General features: G+C 46.6%; 17 protein-coding genes. 12 read left to right on the top strand and 5 right to left on the bottom strand.

All coding sequences use genetic code 11. The features are described from left to right. Window positions 1-63: 63 nt before the first annotated feature. From DD616_RS04120 to DD616_RS04100, 5 genes are all read left to right on the top strand, one after another. Window positions 64-1,050: a carbohydrate ABC transporter permease gene (locus DD616_RS04120; protein WP_094130047.1), complete on the top strand. Its 987-nt coding sequence runs from the start codon at window positions 64-66 to the stop codon at window positions 1,048-1,050. Between the two features lie 4 nt (window positions 1,051-1,054). After that, the gene (locus tag DD616_RS04115; protein ID WP_017044900.1) at window positions 1,055-1,921 is read left to right on the top strand and encodes a carbohydrate ABC transporter permease; all 867 of its coding nucleotides are present in this window, start codon (window positions 1,055-1,057) and stop codon (window positions 1,919-1,921) included. 80 nt (window positions 1,922-2,001) lie between these two features. Next, window positions 2,002-3,096: an ABC transporter ATP-binding protein gene (locus DD616_RS04110; RefSeq protein WP_088733558.1), complete on the top strand. Its 1,095-nt coding sequence runs from the start codon at window positions 2,002-2,004 to the stop codon at window positions 3,094-3,096. After that, window positions 3,096-5,696, top strand: a complete 2,601-nt coding sequence (locus DD616_RS04105; protein WP_208871500.1) for a glycoside hydrolase family 3 protein — start codon at window positions 3,096-3,098, stop codon at window positions 5,694-5,696. Before DD616_RS04110 ends, DD616_RS04105 begins: the two co-directional genes overlap by 1 nt. Before the next feature lie 63 nt (window positions 5,697-5,759). Then, complete coding sequence (locus DD616_RS04100) at window positions 5,760-6,773, top strand: LacI family DNA-binding transcriptional regulator (protein ID WP_026027775.1); 1,014 nt, start codon at window positions 5,760-5,762, stop codon at window positions 6,771-6,773. 36 nt (window positions 6,774-6,809) lie between these two features. Here the strand turns inward: DD616_RS04100 and DD616_RS04095 are convergent, their stop codons facing one another. Then, window positions 6,810-8,366: a methyl-accepting chemotaxis protein gene (locus DD616_RS04095; protein WP_208871499.1), complete on the bottom strand. Its 1,557-nt coding sequence runs from the start codon at window positions 8,364-8,366 to the stop codon at window positions 6,810-6,812. A gap of 234 nt (window positions 8,367-8,600) precedes the next feature. On the opposite strand from DD616_RS04095, the gene DD616_RS04090 reads away from it, so the two are divergent. Beyond that, entirely contained in the window at window positions 8,601-11,519 is a 2,919-nt protein-coding gene (locus DD616_RS04090) for an alkaline phosphatase family protein (protein ID WP_208871498.1), read from the top strand. Between the two features lie 96 nt (window positions 11,520-11,615). Here the strand turns inward: DD616_RS04090 and DD616_RS04085 are convergent, their stop codons facing one another. Beyond that, window positions 11,616-12,146: an RNA methyltransferase gene (locus tag DD616_RS04085; RefSeq protein WP_370685849.1), complete on the bottom strand. Its 531-nt coding sequence runs from the start codon at window positions 12,144-12,146 to the stop codon at window positions 11,616-11,618. 196 nt (window positions 12,147-12,342) lie between these two features. Here DD616_RS04085 and DD616_RS04080 point away from each other — a divergent pair, with 196 nt between their 5' ends. The 5 genes from DD616_RS04080 to DD616_RS04060 all read left to right on the top strand — a co-directional run bounded on the left by DD616_RS04080 (window position 12,343) and on the right by DD616_RS04060 (window position 16,939). Then, entirely contained in the window at window positions 12,343-13,671 is a 1,329-nt protein-coding gene (locus DD616_RS04080) for a sphingomyelin phosphodiesterase (RefSeq protein ID WP_088733549.1), read from the top strand. Beyond that, window positions 13,672-14,619 carry a hypothetical protein gene (locus tag DD616_RS04075; RefSeq protein WP_231140454.1) on the top strand — a complete coding sequence of 316 codons (948 nt, stop codon included), beginning with the start codon at window positions 13,672-13,674 and terminating at the stop codon, window positions 14,617-14,619. It abuts the gene before it with no gap. A gap of 83 nt (window positions 14,620-14,702) precedes the next feature. Next, window positions 14,703-15,224, top strand: a complete 522-nt coding sequence (locus DD616_RS04070; RefSeq protein WP_026027777.1) for a DUF2058 domain-containing protein — start codon at window positions 14,703-14,705, stop codon at window positions 15,222-15,224. Window positions 15,225-15,530: 306 nt separating this feature from the next. After that, the gene (locus tag DD616_RS04065) at window positions 15,531-16,082 is read left to right on the top strand and encodes a YbhB/YbcL family Raf kinase inhibitor-like protein (protein WP_199871082.1); all 552 of its coding nucleotides are present in this window, start codon (window positions 15,531-15,533) and stop codon (window positions 16,080-16,082) included. A 14-nt stretch (window positions 16,083-16,096) separates the two neighbouring features. After that, on the top strand, window positions 16,097-16,939 hold the full coding sequence (locus tag DD616_RS04060) for a helix-turn-helix transcriptional regulator (protein ID WP_231140453.1): 843 nt from the start codon (window positions 16,097-16,099) through the stop codon (window positions 16,937-16,939). 13 nt (window positions 16,940-16,952) lie between these two features. On the opposite strand, the gene DD616_RS04055 is transcribed toward DD616_RS04060, so the two are convergent. From DD616_RS04055 to DD616_RS04045, 3 genes are all read right to left on the bottom strand, one after another. Continuing rightward, window positions 16,953-19,793, bottom strand: a complete 2,841-nt coding sequence (locus DD616_RS04055) for an FAD-binding and (Fe-S)-binding domain-containing protein (protein WP_370685848.1) — start codon at window positions 19,791-19,793, stop codon at window positions 16,953-16,955. A gap of 69 nt (window positions 19,794-19,862) precedes the next feature. Next, the gene (lldD, locus tag DD616_RS04050; protein WP_094130067.1) at window positions 19,863-20,999 is read right to left on the bottom strand and encodes an FMN-dependent L-lactate dehydrogenase LldD; all 1,137 of its coding nucleotides are present in this window, start codon (window positions 20,997-20,999) and stop codon (window positions 19,863-19,865) included. 107 nt (window positions 21,000-21,106) lie between these two features. Then, on the bottom strand, window positions 21,107-22,807 hold the full coding sequence (locus tag DD616_RS04045; protein WP_208871496.1) for an L-lactate permease: 1,701 nt from the start codon (window positions 22,805-22,807) through the stop codon (window positions 21,107-21,109). Between the two features lie 220 nt (window positions 22,808-23,027). Between DD616_RS04045 and DD616_RS04040 the strand changes: the two genes are divergently transcribed. Then, complete coding sequence (locus tag DD616_RS04040; protein ID WP_013868134.1) at window positions 23,028-23,927, top strand: LysR family transcriptional regulator; 900 nt, start codon at window positions 23,028-23,030, stop codon at window positions 23,925-23,927. Window positions 23,928-24,060: the final 133 nt, after the last annotated feature.

Below are 24,060 nucleotides of genomic sequence, written 5' to 3'. Positions count from 1 at the left end.
TGCTGGTGGTTCACTAAGCGTAAGTTATAGAAGGCATGATGTTATGCCTAAGAGGTCGTTATTATGAATCACGTTACGAGCAACGCTGTGCAAGCGCCATCGGGTCGACGTTTTTTTTCTCACCTGAGTTTGAAAGCGCTTACACCGTACGGGTTTCTATTGCCGTTTTTGATTATTTTTTCTGTTTTTGGAGTTTTTCCTCTCCTGTTTTCTGTCTATCTCTCTTTTCATGCGTGGAACCCCGTCGAAGGGGTTGCCGCCATGAATTATGTGGGATTTGATAACTACCAAGTTGCATTGACCGACCCTTGGTTGTGGCGTTCATTAAGCAATACATTGTGGTTGGCGATAACCTCGGGCGTCGCTCAACATTTAGTGGCTATTCCAGTGGCCTATATTTTGGTTTCATTGGGCGATCGGCTGCGTCATTGGCTGACATCCGCTTATTTTTTGCCATTCATTACCTCAACGGTGGCGGCGTCGCTCATCTTCTTCAATATGTATTCACCCAATTCGGGCATCATCAACCAAAGCTTAATGGCTTTAGCTAATAGCAGTGTCTTTGGCTGGGCATTTTCTTGGCTTAATGAGTATCAACCTATCCGTTGGTTAGATGATGCCAACATGATCAAACCCTCGATTGCCATCATGGTTTTTTGGAAATACACCGGTTTTAACATCGTGTTGTACACCACGGGTTTAATGACCATTCCCAAAGAAATTTTAGAAGCCGCGCGGATGGATGGTGCCAACGCCTTTCGCCGTTTTTGGAATATCTCACTGCCGATGATTCGCCCTTTCGTTTTCTTTGCCGTCACCATGACCATCATTGGCAACTTACAACTGTTTGAAGAACCGTTTGTATTAACGCGCGGCACCGGAGGCGTAGGCCAAGCAGGCTTAACTATCTCAATGTACCTCTACAAAGTGGGTTGGGAGTGGCTAGAGATGGGCACGGCATCCGCTATTTCTTGGCTGCTGTTTGCGCTGATTGCAACTTGTACTGCGATTCAGTTTTTCTTCTTTGGTAAAAAAGGGTTGGGGGAGTAATAGCATGTCAATCCACGCTTTAAAACTCAGTGATCGCAGCATTGAACTCATCACTAAAGTAATGATGGCGCTACTGGCGGTTGTATTGATTGTCTCGGCGCTTATCACAGTTTTCCCATTTTTGTGGTCAGCGCTGCTGTCAACGCGCGATCGTACGGAAATCTTCGGTTCAGGCATCAGCTTTGCCATTGGGGATAGCTTAGCCATTAACTATGCAAAGCTGTTGCAGATTATGCCATTTTGGCAGGCGATGTTTAACTCTATCTACATTGCCTTTTTAGGCACCACTATCTCACTGTTGTTTTGCAGTATGGGCGGTTACGCATTTGCTGTGTTTCAGTTCAAAGGTAAGAACGCGCTATTTGGCATGTTGGTGGCTTCCATGATGATCCCACCCGTCTTGAGCTTGATCCCCTATTTTATGATCGTGAAATTTCTGGGTTTGATGGATAACCACATGGCGGTTTGGCTGCCGTTTACCACCACTCCATTTGGGATTTTTCTAATGCGCCAACACGTGATGGCCTCTATTCCTAAAGAGTTATTAGAAGCGGCCAAACTCGATGGCGCGGGAGAGTTTCGTACCTACTGGAGCGTTGTTTTGCCGTTGATGAAACCAGCGTTGGCAACACTGGCGATTGTACAGTTTGTCTTTTTCTGGAACAGCTTTATGAACCCGTTAGTGGTGCTCACATCGCCAGAAAACTACGTTATTACTCAGGCGTTACGTAGCGTGCAAGGCATTCCAAATACGCCTTGGGGTGCGGTGATGCTTGGCACCACCATTTCTATATTGCCACTGGTGACTATCTATCTCTTTGCGTCCAAACAGATGATAAGCGGCTTAACATCCGGTGCAGTAAAAGGCTAATTGGCCTTTAATCCCTCATTTTAGTTACTCATGCTGGCGTGGTTTTGTTGAAAGAAGGCGCAGTGTGAAGGAGAAAAATTATGGCAAAAGTTGAATTTAAGAACATTAAGAAGTCGTTTGGTCATGTGGATGTTGTTAGGCATTTTGATTTCACGGTGAATGATGGTGAGTTTGTGGTATTTCTTGGCCCATCGGGTTGCGGAAAATCAACCACATTACGCATGTTGGCGGGGCTGGAGTCGATTACTGCCGGTGATATTTACGTTGGTGACAAGTGGATGAATAACGTAGATGCCAAAGATAGAGACTTAGCGATGGTGTTCCAAAGTTATGCGCTTTACCCACATATGAGCGTGTATGAAAACATCGCGTTTGCATTGAAGTTAAAAGGCATGTCAAAAACTGAAATCGATAAGGAAGTGCGTAAAGCGGCAAAAATGTTAGAGCTTGACCCACTCCTTGATCGTAAGCCTAAAGAGTTATCCGGCGGTCAACGCCAACGCGTGGCGATGGGGCGTGCCATGGTGCGTACGCCAAAAGTGTTCTTGTTTGATGAGCCACTTTCTAACTTAGATGCCAAACTTCGTGGTGTGATGCGCGAAGAGATCAAGCAGTTACATCGTCAGCTTAAAACTACCACTATTTATGTTACGCATGATCAAATTGAGGCCATGACGCTCGCTGATCGCATTGTGATCCTCAAAGATGGTTATGTTGCACAAGTCGGTACGCCAACAGAGGTGTTTCAACGCCCGGCGAACAAATTTGTGGCGCAGTTTATTGGTAACCCTTCGATGAACATGCTTGATGCACAACTTATCCAGCAAGATGGCGAATGGCTTATCCAACTGGGTGACATCTTTATCCCGCTTCCCGAGCGATTTAAAGCGCATGCGTCTAAAAACCTCGCATTGCATGTCGGTATTCGCCCCACCGATATTCACTTACGCGCAGAACAAGTTAACCATGAACGCGTGTTGCCAATTGCCGTCACGCTCAAAGATAAAGAGTTGCTCGGTGCGAGTATTTTGTTGAAAACCCATGTTGCAGGCCAGCCTTTGATGGTGGAAACCCAAGCGGCAGAGGTAGAGGTGACGAAGGTTACACTCTATCTCGACCTAGATGCGATTCATATTTTTGATGCGCTGAGTGAAAACTCATTGGCTAGTTTTTAATGGTGAACAAGACGATGACAATAATAAAGCAAGCCCCTTATTTCGACGTTTGGCCCAAAATAGAATCAGCAATCAAAGCTGACCCTGAAATTGAACAGCAAGTAGCAAGAATCGTAGGGTTGATGACCTTAGAAGAAAAAATTGGCCAGATTATCCAACCAGAAATCCGCGATATTACACCGCAAGAAATCATCGATTATAAGATTGGTACGGTACTCAATGGTGGTGGCTCTTGGCCAAACAGCAATAAACATGCACCAGCCAGTGAATGGGTAGCGAAAGCAGATGAATACTGGTTTGCCGCAGAAAAAGCTTATCAAGGTCGCCCATTTCATATTCCGTTTATGTGGGGGACTGACGCAGTACACGGCCACAATAACGTCTTTGGTGCAACCGTATTTCCGCACAATATTGGGTTGGGGTGCGCGCGCAATCCTGCCTTAATTCGCAAAATTGGCCGTATTACCGCGCTGGAAATCGCCGCGACGGGTATTGATTGGACCTTTGCACCAACCGTAGCCACCCCTCGTGATTTGCGTTGGGGGCGCTGCTATGAAGGTTACTCTGAAGACCCCGAAGTGACTTATGTTTATGCCAGTGAAATGGTCGCAGGTTTGCAAGGTGACGCCATTGACTTACAAGGTGAGCATCATGTGATCTCAAACGTCAAACATTGGGTGGGCGATGGCGGCACAGTGAATGGTGTTGATCGCGGCAGCAATACTTACAGTGAAGATCTGCTGCGTAACGTGCATGCCATGGGCTATTTCAGTGGCCTTAATGCCGGTGCGCAAGTGGTGATGTCTTCATTTAATTCGTGGGATAACCAAGCGAACTACGATCACGCACCGCACATTTCAGGTGATTACAACCTCAAAATTCATGGCAGTAAGTACCTACTCACTGATGTTTTGAAAGATCAAATGGGCTTTGATGGATTAGTTGTAACCGATTGGCATGGTCATTCTGAAGTCAGTAAATGTACCGATGGTAATGCGACTTACGCTATCAATGCGGGTAACGATATTTTAATGATCCCTATTCGTGAGCATTGGCAATCAGCCTATCGTCAAGCGGTGAGCGATGCCAAAAGTGGAGTACTGAGCCAGAGCCGAATTGATGATGCTGTGACGCGTATTTTACGGGTGAAAATGCGCGCGGGTTTATGGAAAAAACCGCATCCTTCAGCGCGAGCTTTGGCTGGTCAGCAGTCACTGATTGGTTGCTCTGAACATCGTGCTATCGCTCGCCAAGCCGTGCAGCAATCGATGGTACTGTTGAAAAATAACAAGGGTATTTTACCGCTCAAACGTGGGTGCAAGGTTGTGTTAACGGGCAGCGGTGCCAATGATTTGCAAAAGCAAGCGGGCGGGTGGAACCTCACTTGGCAAGGGGATGAAAATAACTTAGCCGATTTCCCCGGAGCCACCACAGTGAAAATGGCGTTAGAAGCCGAATTGGGCATAGATAATGTTTACTACGATCCAGAATTAACGGGTGATTGGCAAGCGGGTGATATTGCGGTTGTGGTGTTTGGTGAAGATCCTTATTCTGAAATGATGGGTGACATCAAAGCGTGGCAATCTTTGGAGTTTTCAACCTTGAAACGTCGCTACCGAGCAGATAGCGAAAAAATCAAAGCATTTCATAAGCGCGGCGTAAAAGTGGTATCGATTTTCTTTAGCGGTCGTCCACTGTTTGTCAATGAAGAAATATCCTTGTCTGATGCTTTTGTTGCGGCATTTTTACCCGGCAGCGAAGGACGTGGCATTACTGATGTTTTAGTGGCTAAAGAGAATGGTGAAGTTAATATCGACTTCTCTGGTACCTTGTCATTCAGTTGGCCCAATAAAAAGCGCAGCACCTGTGTGAACCGTATTCCTCCTCATATTCCCAACTATGTCGTGCCTGAATGTGAGCAGTCTCCTGTTGGGGAACATGCTCCTTTATTTGAATACGGTTATGGGCTTAATTACGCTGAAAAAAAACAAACTCGAGATTTGGATAACCTTGATCTAGATATCGACTCAGAAGAAGTAAAATGGCAAGCAACACATGCAGAGCATCTGTATGGCATTATGGCGACGATAGGCGATTATCAACTTAAAGTGTCGGATGCTGAACATTGGATGGGTGTGGATGTCTCACGCAACAACGTGATGAAACTCGGTGCTGTCCGAACTAAGCCGTATAACTACCAGCAGCAGCAAGACGCCGTTGAGGTAGAAATTCTGGGGGGGGGAGCAATGGTTTATGCGCAAACGGGGCTAGGGCAAGCGGAAGATTTCAGCCATTACGATAATGCGCATGGTGTGGTCAGTTTTGAGATTAAAGTGCTCAGAGCGGCAACAGAACCTGTTTATTTGGCACTGCAACGCGCCGTTGTTCCTGGATGTTTGGGGGATATTGATAACGTGGTTAAAGTGGACGTCAGCCACTACTTTTCCACCATCAATGATAGCTTTACGCGCGTGAACATTGCTTGTTCACATTTCTCAGCGCAGGGATTAAGTTTTACTCATCTCGACACGCCCTTCTCATTATTTACTAATGGTGAGTGTCAATTTGTGATCGCCAATATATGTTGGGATACACAGTAAAAAGAAACGATAGACTCCTTCTCTGTGTGGAGAAGGAGTGCTTCTAAAGGGCCAAACATCGCCATGAGAAAATCAAAGAAAGCACCCACTGTTTATGATGTCGCTAAGCTTGCCGAAGTTTCGGCAAGCACTGTCTCTCGTTTTTTGAATCGCACAACTTACGTATCGGATGAAAAAAGCCAAAATATTGAACGTGCAATTAAAACCCTTGGCTACAAACCTAGTTACCCAACCAGTCATCTAGGCAATAAGCGTTCGATGACTATTGGTGTATTAGTGCAGCACGCAGAGAGCCCTCACACCAGTCGAATTCTGAATGACATGGAGAAGGTATTAATGACCCAAGGGTATTCACTGGTGATTGCCACAGGTCAGTGGCAGAAAAACTTGGAAGCACATGCACTGGAGTATCTTGCCAGAAGCAATGTCGATGGAATGATCATAGTGACAGGCAGTTTAAAAAGCGATCAAATCCTCAAATATGCTCAATCGATTCCCATCATTGCTGTCGGCCACCAAATTGTTAGTAATAATGTACGTTGCATTAATGTGGACAATGTACTCGGCGGTTATATTGCCACCTTGCACCTATTGCAATTAGGGCACGTGAACATTGCTCATATAAAAGGGCTCGCTAATCAGCCTGATTCAACCGCACGTTTCACTGGCTACCAAAAAGCGCTTCGTGAAGCGGGAATTAAGCCTATGCCTAAACTCATTAAACAAGGTGACTTTAGCTCTGAATGTGGGTATGAAAAGACGGTTGAACTGTTGCAGTCGAAAGTCCATTTCTCGGCGATTTTTGCTGCTAATGATCAAACGGCTTATGGTGCCATTAAGGCGTTAACTGATCACGGTGTGCGAGTGCCAGATGATGTTTCAGTAATTGGTTTTGATGACTTACCTGTCTCTCAGTATTTCACTCCGGCCCTAACGACATTGCGCCAACCAATTGAAGAGATCGGTGCGGTGTGTGCGCATTCCATTCTCAACTTGCTCAGTGGTGAGAGGCACGATGCTAGGTTACCCCCTATCGATTTAATTGTGCGAGAGTCCACAAAGTCTATCTACCGTTAATAAAAGCCCTCGTTAGAGGGCTAGTCGGACATGAAATTATAACCGTCGGAATTGGCGAACTAATGTGCCTTGAGAGCTAAGGTTTACCACTAAATCCTCACATTCATCTCGTGTATCACTGGCCAAAATATTGGTCGCAACACAGACATCACTGATCGATTGAACGCTTGAATTCATATCTTCAGTCACGCGTGCCATCTCTTCTACGGCGGTGGCAATTTGTTCATTTCTATCCGTAATATCAATCACTTGTGTAAGTAGCATATTGAGTTTATCGCCAGAGACATTAGCACTATTAACACATAATTTAGATAACTGTGCGCCTTCATGCATCGCATCGACAGCTTGGTGGGTGCTGGTTTGAATCAGCGCAATGACATTTTGGATCTCTTTAGTGGACTCATGGCTGCGTTGTGCCAAGGTGCGAACTTCGTCGGCAACGACCGCAAATCCACGGCCTTGCTCGCCAGCCCGAGCAGCTTCAATAGCGGCGTTAAGTGCAAGCAGGTTGGTTTGCTCAGCGACAGATTGGATCACAATTAACACTTGGCCAATGGTTTTTCCGTGGTCTGCCAATTGTGTGACAACCGATGAAGCGCTGTCTAGTTGGGTTGCGAGCTGTTGCATTGCATTCAATGTATCTTTTACCGAATCCATACCTTCTTCGGCGGCCAATTTTGCTTTCTCTGTTGCGTCTGATGCACTTTGCGCATTTTGTGCAATTTCATTCGCGGTAGAGTGCATTTCATTGATCGCGGCGGCAACTTGTTCTGTTTCTCGTGTTTGACCTTCTAAATTGGTCGCAGTTGTTTTGCAGTTTTTTGAAGATGAATTGGCCGCTTCACCAATTTGTTGGTTTGAATCTTGAATGCGTCCCACCACAGCATTGAGTTCGGATTGGCGCATTTTTAACGCAAGTTTGATTTCAGAAATGTCATCAATATGGCCGTTATACACCAATTCCATTAGTGGGTTATCAAATATCTTGCGTGCTTCGGCACTGAGCGATTCTAAACGGCGAGTTAAATAATAACCTGCAACCATGGACAGTAATAACATCAATACTAAGCCTATTCCCGGAAGAAGAGTGTCAGCCACAAAGCTGATGCCTGCAATCGGAACTAAGGCGATGGCCAAACGTTGCCACAGGCGAGTCCGAGGCAGCTTTAACTGCCTGGGTGTTTTGCCTGCTTTAAGCTGCGCGTAGATTTTTTCTGCGTTGGTGATGTGTTCTCGACTTGGACACAAACGTACCGACTGAAACTCAACCGTTTTGCCATTTTCGACTATCGGAGAAGCAAACGCATCAACCCAATAATGATCGCCATTTTTACATCTATTTTTGACGATACCCATCCAAGATTGGCCGCGTTTTAAATGCTCCCACATATCTTTAAACGCTTCTGCTGGCATGTCTGGGTGACGAACTAGGTTGTGAGGCTGGTTGATAAGCTCTTCTAATGAGTAGCCCGCCACTTCACAAAACTCTTTACTGGCATAAGTGATATGGCTGCTTGGTTTAGTGACCGATAATAAGTTATAGCTAGGTGGAAACTTGACTTCTTTTTGTGTGACAGGTTGGTTGGTACGCATGATTACCTCGAATTAAATAAGTTAAAAACAAATTAAGCCAAGTTTCTCTAGCGTTAGATGAGGGTGTTATTTATTATTTTTGTTTCCACTGTTATAGATTCAAATCGCTAAGAACGCAATAGAATTAACCAGTATAGAATACCTAATTGGTATCATTACTTTTGATGTGGACATATGGCCGATTTATAACGTAAATATAACTTACGGCTTGACCTTACGAGTAAGCTTGCCACAATGTGCGCATGCAATAACTGTAGGGAAAACAGTATGATATTTTATTCTTTTGGGCGGCTAAAACCCATCGCGTTACTCTTAACTTCTTTACTTTCATCAACCTCTTTCGCTGCTATCAGTGATGCGCCTGTGGTTGGCGGGCTGTTCAATTCGGCGCAAATATTGAAAAATCAAATGGCGTCGTCTTTAAGCTATTCAACGCGCTTTGCCCGTGATTCGACCTTATTTACCATCGCCGGGGTAACACTCGATAGCTATATCCTTATGTTGCCTTTAGATGCAAAAACAAAAGCTCGCGTTATTGCACAAATTTCTAACCCAACTTACGCCATCCCGCTGGGCTATTTTTTATATCAATATTATGATCGTTATACGGGGTTAGAAAATGATGATGTATTTAAACAGTATTTAAGTACTGTTTATGACGCAAAGGTTTTAAAGGGATTCGAGCATAGCCTCTACCATTATGGGGAAGAGGTGGTGAGTGAACAAAAAGAAAATATTAAAGATCAAGGGCATCATGAAGGGATTAAAGTGGATGCCCAATTTATTGCGGCCATGGTGACTGTGTATGATGCCTTGGTTGAAATTGGTGAGTGGCAACAGCTTGAGAGATTGCCGGATCACTATCAATATCTGACGTCAAGTGAACCCGATCGATTACTGATTAATAAAATCCAACCGATAGTGATCCAAATTATTAGTCAGGCTGCTAATGGGATGGATGAAGGAGAGATGAAGCAAGCCCTTTTTGGGGTATTAGAAGATGCAAAGCCAGAAAATACAGCACGTGTGAACAACAAAGCAGAGGCAATCACGGTTACTTTGATTGATTTTGTGCGTATGAACGTATTAAAAGGCTACCGCCAATTTGTCTATCAGCAAGAGCGAGAACAAGCACTAAATTCCTGGTTACAAAAAGCATTTGATGATGATCCTCTAGCATTGATTGCGTTTCTCCGCTCTCAGCAACAACGTCGTATGGCAGTGCAGATCACCGTGGATGGTTTGCAACAAGGGCTGATCGAAGGTTTAGTTGACCCGAGTAAGCCATTTATCCGCAAAGCTCACCAAGATCACAACAATCGATTGAGCACTAAGCCTTCTTCAATGGCGGTGGTTCAACCCGAACATCAGCAGCAAGTACGTTTCATGCAGATATTGGCTGAGCAGCCTTATCACGATCCACATTACTTGCCGTTTTTTAAACGCTTGTATCATGATCATCGCGCTTCTATTACTCAAGTGGGCATTTCATCAACACCAACGATCAGTGTGCGTAATCTACCGATCATAAAAACAGGAGCTAAGGTGTCCGGCCAAGGTGGTACTGGCATACCCAATTTCCACTTTGTTGATCGCCCAACCGACCGAGCTTATTACTTTTTTGGTAATGATGCACTGCAGCTTGATCGCTTACTGGCTAAAAATCAAGTACAAACGATGTTTGATCGCCTCGCTTACCTCAACACCCTCAACTGCAATGCACAATACGATTGGAATGCTCATACCACTTATGATGGTTTAGTGAATTTGGGGGCGGGTGAGGCATTACGTGATTTTGGTGAAAAGCGGTGTGTGCGTGAGCTGAAAGAGCGCGCGATTGTCGAACGTGAACTCCAACAGTTGCGAGCGACATTAGTTGAAGAGGTCACGCGCTATCAGCAGATAAGCAAGTGGGATTTTTATACTCGCTGGACTCGCCATCAAGTGCTTGCTCACCAGTTGAAACAACTTGCACAAAAAGAACTGAAAGGAATGCCCGACTATACGCTGATTTATAATCCATGGCCGGATCATTTTGCTCATTTTAGCGGCCCATTCAGCGATGAAGTCATCATGCCAACTGGGGAGCTAAACCGCCTCGATTACTGGCTAGCGCAAATAGAAGCAACCTATCAAGACGCGGGAGTATATAACCGCACGTTATGGGGCATGGCTGGCGATCATGGTTTAGCGCCTGTTTATTTCTCCCTCAACCCAGAAAAACAGATCTTTGAGCCGCTAGCGTCACAACTGGGAATAAAACTCAACGTGAAAAAAATCTCATCGGATGAGGGAGAAGGGCCAAAAATGACGAATGCGATTAACGCGCCGTCAAACAAAGGGATTGATGTGGTCGTCGCTTCCACTGCGGGTGGAAATTTTATGATGGATTTCTTTAATGCAGAAGCTGGATGGGAAGTTCAACCGGTTTATCAAGAGCTGATCCGTTGGCAACCGATCCATTCTAAGCCAGGGCAGCAGGTTGATGTGATCGATGAAACCGTAGCGCGACTTGCTGAAAGCCTAGATTATTTAGTTGTGAGAGAAAAACCATGTGATTTAACGGACTGTTCTGTACGGTTGGTTGGCGAGCGGCAAGGTAAACGAGTGGATGAATGGATTGAAAAAAAGGGTGATAAACTGCGCTATTTTGCTAAATCGGAACAGCCATTACTGCTTGGCGTTCAGCAGCTAAATGCTTATTTGTCGCCTCCTTCATCTGACGAGCTAGAACATTATGCAAAACTCGTCGAACGTTGCGTTTATCACGCTAAAGCGAATCAACCTGAGACGTGGTGCTCAAGTGCGCAGTGGCGAGAGTTAACACGTTTTACGCCCCGTCCAGATTCGGTTAATCAGCTCGCTGCTATTTATGAAGACGACCGTGCGGGCACCATTAACCTATTTCCTAAAGAGGGCGTTGGCTTTAATACTAAAGTTCCGGGACGTCATGCGGGTGAAAGCTATCTAGAAAAAGATGCTTTTATCGGTTTTTGGGGGAGCCCGATTGGCAATCAAGCCACGCCGCTCGGTTCAGTCGAAAATGGCTCACTTGCGCCCACTCTTTATCACTATTTAACGGGAGACGAAGTTAAAGTTGGTGAAGATGGTTGGGGTTACCCATCGGTTCTTAAACAGCTGGATATTCGCTAGCGAGACTTAACCGTTATGACTGCCAATGAAATAAGTGAGCGTTATGCTCTATTGAGTGAAGAACGTTCGCTTGTTTCATTGGCTTCGATTGCAGCCTTAAGTGGCAGGTTGATCAGCACGTTTAAACTTCAAACGATTTTTCACATCTCGGCTGCTCAGAATACGTTGGCTGTGATCAATATCGAGCTTGGATTTTGCTAAGCGATCATACAGCAGCACATTGACGCTCGCGGCCAAATTCATGCAACCAATTGTTGGGATGTATACAACCTCGCTGGCTTGGTTGACTATCTCTTGTGGAATAGAACCATCTTCAGGGCCAAACACATACAGCGCTTTTTCCGGGTGAATAAACTCGGGCAGTGGTGTGGCCCCTTCTGCCAGTTCAACACAGACGATTTTCATCTCACTTGGCAAGTCCTGCGTGATCTCCACCATCGCGGTGAGCGGGATTTTACTTTGAATGTTTTTTGTGTCGGTTTGAAATTTCACTGCGCGATCATAACGCTCACCACTGTAGCGAACCGCGCACGCTTGGTAGCAACCTGCTGCGCGCATCACACCACCTACGTTGGTTGGGCTTTTAGGGTTACACAAACCAATGATCACTGACATTTCACGTTCCACAAAAAATCCTCTCACAATTTGGGGCGGGCAGTATAACGCTAAAATTTGCCTTGAAAGAAAAAATATCGATAAATCGTTCAATAGTTTTTATATTTTTCGTGACCTTTCTTGGAGTACTCAAACTGTCGTATTTCTTACATCAATATTTCATAGGGGGATGGCTTAATTTATTTTTTCACAGTTAAAGGATGAAAACGTGAAGATTATTAATAAAGTCATGCTATTTGGGTTGTCTCTTGCTGCTCATGCGGTATTGGCGGACACCGATATTTATTTAACCAATAACTCTGCGCTGCCGATGTCTATTACTGTGAAACAGACCGGATCTGATCAGTTGCAACAAGGCAGTGAATGGCAGCAACACAGTGAAACGTTAGGCCCGTGGGAAACCAAAATGGTGCTCGGCTTTAACCGCTGGCAAGGGGTGAAATCTGGCAAAACGTACCAATTTGAAACCATGGTGACTTTGCCGCAAGGGCAGGTTTTCTCTTTACAGCAGAAGATGGAAGGTCATTGGTATAACTCAAGCATTGAGCATGGGGTACAAGCACGAGATATTCCTCTTCAGTGGCAAAATGATCGTGCGGTTCACCGTTATTACTCAACGCAGTTGATTGAACGTCCAACCGAGCTTGCGTTTAAATCCGTCAGCACCACTCGTTACGACGATATTTATTACACCATTACGCCAACGAATACAGAAGAAACACCCGACGCTGAGACCTTAAAAGTGATGACCTATAACGTTTGGGCGTTACCTGTAATTGCTTCAAATATTGCCGAGCGTTTTGCTATCATCCCTCAGCATATCAAAGGATATGATGCCGTAATGCTGCAAGAAGTGTTTGCTGCGGGGCGTGATGCCTTTCTTCGAGAGCTGGCAAAAGAGTATCCGTACCAAACGAAGATGCTCGATAAGTCTGGGGTGAATATCCATGACGGCGGAGTGATGATCGTCAGCCGCTACCCAATTGTTAACCAAGGACAATATGTTTTCCCTGATTGCTCGGGAACTGACTGTTTTGCTGATAAAGGGGTGAATTATGCTGAAATTATCAAAAATGGTCAGGCTTATCATCTGTTTGCAACGCATACTGCCTCGTTTGATACCGATACCGCTCGCGATTATCGCCAACGTCAGTTCAGACAGATGCGCAGTTTTGCGCAATCGTTCTCTATTCCCAGCACAGAAACGGTGATTTATGGCGGTGATTTTAACGTGAATAAACGTAAATTTGCCGATGACTATCAAAACATGCTCGCGAATCTTGCGTCAACCGAACCTAGCTACGCAGGCTATACCGAATCAACGTTTGATCCGCGTATCAATGATTTTGCAGGAGAAGCCTTATCCGGTGGTGAAAACGTGGAGTACCTCGATTATGTGGTGGTAAGTCAAGAGTTTGCACAACCAAGCGAACAACAAAACCGCAATACTGTGCTGGTGCCAAGAACCACGGACGAGCGTTTATGGCAGCATTACAATTTATCGGATCACTTTCCGGTTAAAGCTGAGATCCGCTAGATGCGTTGGGTTAGGTTATTGATCTGCGTTGCCTTAGTCGGCAGCGCAAGTTATTGGTGGGTGAAGAGGGATGAGTTTCCCACTATCCAAACACCCCCCAATAGAATTGAGGTTGCATTGCCGGGCACGGTGCGTTTGCCAGAGCAAAGTAGCGTTGCTTTGCTGGCTAATCGCGATCATCAAACCCATGAAGAGTGGACACTCGTTGGTGAAACGCTGCAAACAGAAATAGGCAAAGCGCTGAGAGAGAGAATAGAGCAGTTTTGGCAACAGTGTCGTCAGCAAAATGTGTGCGCTGCGCGGCTACAACAATTACAAACGCAGTTGCCCCATGAACGCTATGAGCTGGTTGCACTCTATTGGCAAAAACAGGCGCAACGTGACGCGTTGCTTGGAATGGAACTCATCAGTCAGGATACGGAATTAGGTGACAAAATGGCTTATGTAAAATCGATTGATCAACAAGTATGGGGGCGACAAGCGGATATCTTGTTTGCTGATCAGTACGCTTATGATGATTTTGTACAGCAACCCAATGACTACGAAGGCATTGCTTCCGTAGAAGAGGCGTTGCAGAGCATTGAACAGCGGCTTACACAGCATCAATATCAATGGGATGCCTTTTCATTAAACACAGGTAATGCACGCTATGAACAAGCGATTCGGCTGATCCCTCAACATTTATCGTTAGAACAGCGCTTAGAAGTACAACAAGGTTTGGCCGAACTTTACTTAAATGAACATGAGCGCAGTGAGGTGGCCCATCGCCAAATCGAGCAACAAGCGCAGGCTGCTCAAGTCATTGACTACCAGCAAGCGTTAGCGCAGTTAGAAAAGACGCTCTCAAACCAGAGAAAGACAGCCTATGCCACCCTTTCGACAGAAGAGTGGGTACGCTACGCGGCAAAGCAGCGTTATGAGTTTAGAAAAGCATTTTTTGCTCGTTAGGATGAATAAGATAACTACAGCGCTCTTTATTCACTCGCCATGAACCGTTAAACTCACCAGCAAATAACTGACTTGGATTGATCATGGCAACCTTATCTCTACAAGAGCAAATGCTAAAAGCGGGTTTAGTTAACGCCAAAAAACTCAGCAAAGCGAAAAAGAGCTCTAAAAAATCGCGCGTGCAAGCACGTGAAGTGAAAGCGGCAGTAGAAGCGAATAAAGTCGAGCAACAAGAGCGCGACAAGGCACTAAATAAACAGCAAAAAGAGCAGTTGTTGAGCAAAGAAATTCGCGCTCAAGTAAAACAACTGATTGAGATGAATAAGCTGGATCTAAAACACGGTGAAATCAAATACAACTTTGTTGATGGTAAGTTGGTGAAGTCACTTTATGTCGATTCACTGGTTCGTGATCAACTGAGTAAAGGAATCCTGGCTATCGCGCGTTATGAAGATGGCTATGCTGTCATCCCGGGTGTGGTAGCGGATAAAATCTTCATGCGTGATGAAGAGAGCATTATCGAAAATAAAACCGCCGATGAATCTCTACCTGCTGAAGATGATCCGTACGCGGATTTCGTAGTCCCTGATGATTTGATGTGGTAATTCCTTCCGGCTCTCCTTCTCAACGGAGGAGGGCTCTCGTTCTCCCTTCCTACCTCTACTTTCCACTCTACAATAACGTTATCCGCGATAGTGGGTAGTGGTTCTTTTTCCGTTGAAGCTGTGGCTTGAGTCGAACTCAATACAATTGCCGCTATTAAGCCAAGTAGACGTATTAATAATAGAAGAGTGGCTGCAACACAAAGTATCATTGGCTGATTCTTAAAGAAGATAAATGATACTTTTTGTCGGATGTTGCATGGGTGATGCTGCTAGACTTGTTCATGAACTTATTCATAGGAGAAAACAATGAACTCGACGATTTTTAGCTCGGCCATCGTCACCACGACGTTAACCACCAGCTTATTATTTACAGGGATGGCAAACGCTCTGCAACTCAGCAGCCGTGATATCCAAGAAGGCCACCCGATGGCAAAAACCTTTGAATTTTCAGGTTGGGGTTGTTCTGGGGAGAATCTTTCGCCGCACTTAATTTGGACTGATGCACCACAAGGAACCAAAAGCTTTGCTATTACGGTTTTTGATCCAGATGCTCCGACAGGAAGTGGCTTTTGGCATTGGATTGCGCTGGATATTCCAGCGACAGTGAGTGAGCTAGCACGTGGGGTTGAAGTCAAAAAACTCGGTGCAATAGAAACACGTATCGATTATGGCAGCGTTGGTTTTGGTGGTGCTTGTCCACCAGAAGGGCACGGAATGCACCGTTACCAGTTTACGGTATGGGCTCTCCCGACGGAAAAACTCAATTTGGCGGCCGATGTATCACCTGCGGTGGTTGGTTTTACCCTCAATAGTTTGGCGTTAGAAAAAGCGACGCTGACCGCAACCTATACACGCTAATTCAGGGGGGAGTGATGAATCACCAATACCAAGTCACCACCTTTCGAGCCGCTCAGCAACAAAGGCTGAGAAATGTGAGGATTCACTCTCCAAGCTTGATTCAGATCCAATCTGGCAGTAAAAAACTGTTTCATAAAGAAGAGGCCACTAATCTATCGAGCACTTCGTTATTGTTGTGTGAGGCCTCAGCTTCGCTCAGTTTCGAAAATTTACCAGAACACGGTTACTTCTCGTCAAGGCTGTTCAGTTTCACCTACCGCCCGACCGAGGCGATGCTTACGTTAAGCGCAAGTCATGAGCGCCCAGTTATGTGGCCTGTGATTTCAACCAACTCTTCACTGAAAAGTTCGCTCAATGCGCTCGCCTCGTTCGATCTTTCGTTAATCAGCCAAGAAACCCAAGCCTATCTACTGATGGTGTTATACCAACAATTGGCTGAGCAAGGTGCACTGCATTGGCTCTTTGAGAGTAATTCTCTACCCTTTGAGCAGAAGCTGAGAAACTACCTCGCCCAGTCACCAGAAGAAGAACATCCACTTGAGCGGGTAGCAACGCACTTTGCCATGAGCCGCGCGACCTTAATTCGACGCTTAAAGCAACATGGCACCCGTTACCGTGAGGTTTTGGCTGAAGTGCGTGTGAATCACGCGCTGAACTTAATGCAAAGTGGCCAACGAAATATAGCGATATTGGCACAGTGTTGCGGCTACCAATCGGAACAACGATTTAATCAACGCTTTCGCAGTCAGTTTGGTTTAAGCCCCAAAGCGTATTTACAAACTCTTGGTATGCGAGGCAAAGGTACGCCAGATAAAGAGACAAAAAAACAGCCCATTTTATCCAATGGGCTATTTTAAGATTGAGAGTAGATCAAAGCGGTTTAGACACTTCATCAACCAAATACAAAATGGATTGATATGGAATGCCGCTGTGGTGCGACAGGCCAATTTCACAGGTACGGCTATTACTGAATCCGCGTTCGCAGTGAGCAGGGACTTGCTCTTTGAGCGGATGAACGGCCGCCGCATTCAGTTCTGGCGTGGTAAAGCCTTTATCGCCCGCCCAGCCGCAGCATTGAATATGCTCTGGCACAATCACTGTGCTGACGCAGGTTTGGGTCAATTTGAGCATGTCGGCTTCCAACCCCATTTTGCGCGCACTACAGGTGATATGCAGCATCACAGTTTCTTCTTTGGCTTTGATCGCTAAAGAATCCAGCAGATACTTATTGACAAAACCGACGGGTTCTAAGATCTCCAGTGGTTTAGTAAATTGTTCAATACTGCGTTTTGCACACGGGCTAGTGTCCATCAATACCGGATATCGCCCTTGTTGGCTAGCTTGCCATAACGCGGCTTCTAACTGCTGCGCTTTTGACTGTGCAAGCTCATTCATTCCCTTGCTGTCATAGGGCATACCACAACATTGGCTGTTGAGCTCGTTAGGTAGGATCACCTCATATCCTGCTTTGTTAAGCAGCGATAAGGTCACTTCGGTTAATGGCCGCTGATCGCCTGCGCTGTTTTGTTGGCCCATATTTCGGCTTGCACAAGAGGGTAGATAGACCACTTTTTTCTCACGGCGCGGCAGGTTTTCTACTGCAATGGTTAAGTTCTGATGATTGGCTTGCGGCAGTTGTGGATACCAAATAGGCGTTTTGCCTTTGCTGAGTTTACGCAAGCCGTTGGTTGCGCCGCCGACTAACTTCTCGCCCAGCCATTTGCTCGCCAATTGGTTGGCACTGAGGCCGATTTTAGCCACGGCTGTGGTGGCGGCAAAGTGATCCGCCGTCCATGTAGCAATGGGGATGAATTTTTGGTATTTCGCGGTGCGCAGCTTTTTCACTAAATCGCCAGTGTTGATACCAACAGGGCAGCGCTCAGCGCATAAGCCAGTTGCGGCGCAGGTGTCTAATCCTTGGTATTCAAAGACTTTTTCAAGCTCAGAAGCTTCTACCGTTTCACCTTGCGCGCGTCGACGTTGTAGCTCGCGGTACAAGACGATTCGTTGACGGGGCGAGAGTGATAGTGTGCGAGATGGACAAACAGGTTCGCAAAACCCGCATTCGATGCAGCGATCGACCAAGGCATCGGCCGCTGGCATCGGCTTTAGGTTAGCTAGGTGAGAACGCGGATCATCGTTGATTATAACGCCGGGGTTGAGCAAGCCTTGTGGATCAAACAGTGTTTTGATTTGTTGCATTAAGGCGTAACCGTCTTTGCCCCATTCCAATTCCACATACGGTGCCATGTTACGGCCCGTGCCGTGCTCGGCTTTGAGTGAACCCTGATATTTCACTGCCACCAGCTCGGCCACTTCATCCATAAATGCGCCGTAGCGGTCGATTTCACTTTGGCTATCAAAGCCTTGTGTAAAGACAAAATGCAAGTTGCCTTCCAGAGCGTGGCCGAAGATGATGGCTTCGTGATAGTGGTAGTGATCAAACAAAGCCTGCAAGTCGCGCACACCATTAGCAAGGCTTTCTACCGGAAACGCCACATCTTCAATGATGACGGTTGTCCCCACTTCGCGCACTGCGCCCACGGCAGGAAACATCCCTTTGCGAATGCCCCATAAGGTTGCCACCGTTTTGGTATCAGAGGTGAATGGTACGGATTCGATGATCTGGTAGTCGCTTAGTGCTGCCATCACGGCGCTGCATTGTGAATGAAGGGCCGCGTGATCGCTGGCGTGAGACTCAATTAGCAGCGCCGCGGCTTCTAGATCCAATTGCGCAATAAATGCGGGCATGCCAGCTTTGTCAGCGACAGAGCGCATCGCGCGTCCATCCATCATTTCCACTGCCGCAACTGGGGTTTTGGACAGGGTCGTAACCGCTTGGCTAGCCTGCTCAATATCAGCAAAGACAAGCAGCGCAGAGGCTTTGTGCGCGTGCTCAATGACGGTGTTGTAGGTGATGTCGGCAATAAAACCGAGTGTGCCTTCCGACCCAATCATCAAATGTTCAATAATTTCAATCGGGTCAGAGTAATCAACGAGAGCATTTAGGGCGTAGCCAGTGGTGTTTTTTAGGCGATATTTGTGGTGAATAAGCTTTGATAGTGTGTGATTTTGCGCCGTTTGTGCATGAAGTTGAGCAATACCTTCAATCAATTCGGGTTTAGCGATTTTGAATGCAGCGATGCTTTCTGGGTTTGCGGTGTCGAGCACGGAACCGTCTGCGAAGACGATCTTCATACTATCGACAGTGCGGTAAGAGTTTTGCGCGGTGCCGCAGCACATACCACTGGCGTTATTGGCGGCGATTCCACCAATTTTGCAGGTGTTAATTGAGGCTGGATCTGGGCCGATTTTGCGTTGAAAAGGGGCAAGGTATTTGTTGGCATCGGCTCCGATGACCCCCGGTTGTAGGGTGATTTTTTTGCCCTCATCGTGAATGCGATGGCCTCGCCAGTCATCGGTTAAGGCGATCAAAACCGAATCAGAAACTGCCTGACCAGATAAACTGGTGCCAGCGGCGCGAAACGTGCAGTGAACGCCAAGCTCGCGGCAGCTTTTAATGGCAAAAATGACCTCATCAAGGCTTTGCAAGCGCAGCACAATTTTCGGCACCAAGCGATAGAAACTGGCATCAGTGCCATAAGCAAGGCGTTTTGCCTGCTGCGTGATGATGCGCTCAAGGTCGATGCGTGTAGCGAGTTGCGTTTCCAGTTGACGATAGGTGGCGTCTGAAAGAGTGCTGGCCATCATTGTTTCCCATTTTAAATTGAGGTTGTGGATAGGTTAACGTGCGGCTACCGTTGGTTTGTCATCATGAGATTAAAGTTTGACTAACGAGTCTCGTGACAAATCGGCAATGGTTTTCGCTCCGGTTAAGGTCATGGCAACGCGCATCTCTTTTTCATACAAATCGAGCAAGTTCTCAACGCCGCTTTGACCTTGCGCCGCCAATGCATAAACAAACGAGCGACCCAGCAGCGTGCAGTCCGCGCCCAGCGCCAGCATGCGTACCACATCAAGCCCAGTGCGAATCCCTGAATCGACCAGAATTTTCAGGTCACCCTTCACCGCATCAGCAATTGCAGGTAAGGCTTTGGCGGTTGACAACACTCCATCAAGCTGGCGACCACCGTGGTTGGATACGATAATGCCATCAGCGCCAAAGCGCACCGCGTCTTTGGCATCTTCTGTATCTAGAATGCCTTTAATGATCATCGGGCCGTCCCAAAAGTCGCGGATCCACTCTAAATCTTTCCATGAAATGGAAGGATCAAAATTCTCACCAAGCCAACCAATGTAGTCTTCCAACTTAGTCGGCGTGCCACGGTAGGCAGAAATATTGCCTAAATCGTGTGGTTTACCGAGCAAGCCAACATCCCACGCCCAGCTTGGGTGTTTCATCGCTTGAAACACTCGGCGCATCGCCGCATTAGGGCCGCTCATGCCAGAATGCATGTCGCGGTAACGCGCGCCGGGAACGGGCATATCCACGGTAAACACGAGGTTTTTTACCCCCGCGGCTTTGGCGCGCTCCAACACATTTTTCATAAAACCGCGATCTTTGAGCACGTAGAGTTGAAACCAAATCGGCCGAGCCAGCGCCGATGATACTTCTTCGATCGGGCAAACCGATACGGTGGACAGTGTAAAAGGAATGCCTTTATTTTCAGCCGCGCGCGCCGCTTGCACTTCGCCGCGCCGAGCGTACATACCAGTTAAACCAACAGGGGCAAGGGCAATCGGCATTGCAAGCTGTTCGCCAAACAGTTGTGTTTCTAAACTGAGCTCTGACATGTCATTAAGCACGCGTTGGCGCAGTGCGATGTCAGCTAAATCCGCGGTATTGCGTGTGAGCGTGTGCTCACCGTATGAGCCACCATCAATATAATGAAACAGAAAAGGAGGCAATTTCGCTTTCGCGGCAGCGCGATAGTCGGTGGAGGCTGAAATAATCATAGATTGAATCCTAATTTGTACAGAGCCGCCGCCTAGCGAGCTCTGCATTTATTACACAAGATTAATGGTTATAAAAACCAAGTTGATACCAAATCACATCACCAAACTTAGGGTTGCTGGGTCATTAGTACGTCGGTCATATTAAAGCCGTAAATCACCACTAAACCGATAAGGCCAGTCATCACAAGGTAGTAGAAAGTCGGGATAATGGTTTTGCGCAGCGTGGCTCCTTCACGGCCCAATAAACCGACCGTTGCTGATGCCGCGACGACGTTGTGAATCGCAATCATATTGCCCGCCGCTGCGCCAACAGCTTGTAGCGCAATGATCATCACACTGGAAATAGAGAGTGTTTGCGCCACTTCAAACTGGAATTGACTGAACATCATGTTCGACACCGTATTTGAGCCTGCGATGAACGCCCCAAGTGCGCCAACGGTGGCACTTAATGCAGGGAAGGCATCACCGACTAAACCCGCGGCAAAATTGGCGGTAGTGACAGGCATGCTCGCAAGCTCTGCGCCATTGACGCCAGAGTTAATAAAAATACGCACCATAGGGATAGTAAATACCAACACAAAGCCCGCGCCGATCAGCGTTTTGCTTGATTCACCGAATGCTTTGATGAGTGGTGTCGCACTGCGTGACTGCAATATTACTGCCAGTAACGCGACAAAAACCAAGATGCCACCGGGAAGATAAAGCGGTTGAATGGCCGTGCTGACGCCCGTTTCAGCCAGAATGTTGTTAAAGGATAGGCTCACTCCAGCCAGCAGTGACTTAAATTCGCTGCTCACACGGCTTGCCACAAGGATAACCGCGAGCAGAACATAGGGAGTCCAAGCTAATGCAAGGCCCATCGGTTTAGCCTTGATCTCTTCAATATCAATTTTTAATGAGCCTAACCACTCTGCGGGCCACGATTTCTCTTCTGGAAAATCCCATTGTGATTTGGGTACTAAAAAGCCTTTTTTCGCAGCCGTGACAACCAGTGCCAAGCTGATCAAGCCACCGATTAATGAGGGAAATTCTGGGCCAAGAAAGACGCCCGTTAGCGCGTAAGGCACAGTAAAAGCCAAGCCAGAGAAAATCGCAAAAGGCAAAATATCTAACCCTTCGGTCCAGCTTTTGTTTTTACCGAAAAAGCGCGTCAACATCATCGCCATTAATACTGGCATCAATGTACCGACTATCGCATGGGTGATGGCGACACTGGCGGTGATTTGCTGTAAATACACATCCCAACTTGAACCGTTGCTGATCAGCGTTTCGGTGATGTTGTGCGTATCTAACCCCTTGTTTACCCCAACAATAATGGGCGTTCCCACTGCGCCGAAAGAGACAGGAGTGGATTGGATCATCATTCCCATCAATACGGCAGCCAACGCCGGAAAGCCAATCGCAACCAGCAACGGAGCCGCGATAGCCGCCGGTGTACCAAAACCAGAAGCGCCTTCAATAAAAGAGCCAAAACACCACGCAATGATAATGGCTTGCACACGGCGATCAGCCGAAACATCAGTAAAACCGTTACGAATGGTGGTGATAGCACCAGTGTGTTTTAAGGTGTTGAGTAGGAAGATTGCGCCAAACACAATCCAGAGCACGGAAATCGTGATACCGAACCCTTGCAAAACAGAAGCGAGCACGCGGTTTGCCGACATATCCCAAAATGTGAGGGCGATGGCCACGGTTAACGCAAAAGCCACGGGCATCGCCTTTTTCGCAGGCCAGTTGAGCCCGACTAAAAGAATCGCTGCCACCACAATGGGGGAGAAGGCCACTAGTGCCAGTAAGGTTTCGTTCATTGGATACTTCCTCGTAAAGTGTGCTCTTCGTACTAGCTCTAAATAGTAGGATAGTTGAGGAGCAGACATCCTGTAGGGGCTACAGACCTTTCGGCCACGTCGGGTAGCTAAATTATTATATTTGTGATGTTTTTGTTAATTCGGGGTGAATTTACTCCTTTATTTTTTATGAATATAGGGAAATAATGAAAATAATTAATTCCAAAATTGACATAATAAAATGCGAGCAGACGACCTAATATTGTTTTCACAAGTGATGGAACTGGGAAGTTTTAGTAAAGTAGCAGAACAGAATAGCCTTACAAATTCGGTAGTTAGTAAAAGAATGGCGCGTTTAGAAGAAGAGTTAGGCGTGCAGCTATTATATCGAACTACGCGTAAATTAACTCTGACTGAAGCGGGCAAGGCACTGTTACAGGGTGCGAAAAATGTGAAGCTTGCCACTCAAGAAGCCGTCGATGCGGTGGCTGGATTTGGTGAAAATGTCAGCGGCCACATCAAAATGTCGGTACCCACCATATCAGGCGATCTAATATTGGCCGACGCGGTTGCGGAATTTTGCAATTTACACCCCGGTTTAACGGTAGACATGTCGCTTGATAACCGTTTTGTTGATTTAGTGGAAGGGGGTTTTGACCTAGTGATCCGCACTGGTTACTTGGAAGATTCAAGCCTAATTGCGCGGCATATTTTAGACTCACAGTGGGTTGTGTGTGCTTCTCCCTCTTATATTGCGAAAAATGGAAAACCGTTAAAACCGGAAGATTTAGTCAACCACAACTGTTTTCAATATGCCTACCAAACCACAGGCGCGAGCGAGTGGGAATTTAAAGGTCGCAAAGGAAACTACATTGTCACAGTCTCGGGCTGCTTTTCTACGGATAACGCCACGGCATTGAGAAAAGCGGCTTTAGGCGGCCACGGCATTGCTTATGTACCGCGCTGTTTGGTTTATCATGATTTTCGTAACGGCCAACTAGTGGATATTTTCCCGGAACAAGTGGGCAAAAAATTGGGTATATACGCCGTGTATCCCTTTACTCGCCAACCCCCGAATAAAGTCCGCTTGCTGATAGAGCACATCCGTGCCCGCTATTTGACTATTTCACACTATTTTTGAGTGCCAACTTATGTAAAGCATGCCTTCGGTCTGTATACCGTTCTGTTCTTTCCTCTTTTAGGGGAGGTTAGGAGGGGGTACTGCCAGCAACCAAGAAACACCCCACCCTAATCCTGTCTCTTATACACAAATC

Origin of the sequence: Vibrio anguillarum (assembly GCF_003390515.1) — a bacterium.
GTDB lineage: Bacteria > Pseudomonadota > Gammaproteobacteria > Enterobacterales > Vibrionaceae > Vibrio > Vibrio anguillarum.
This window is presented reverse-complemented; position numbering and strand designations above follow the sequence as displayed.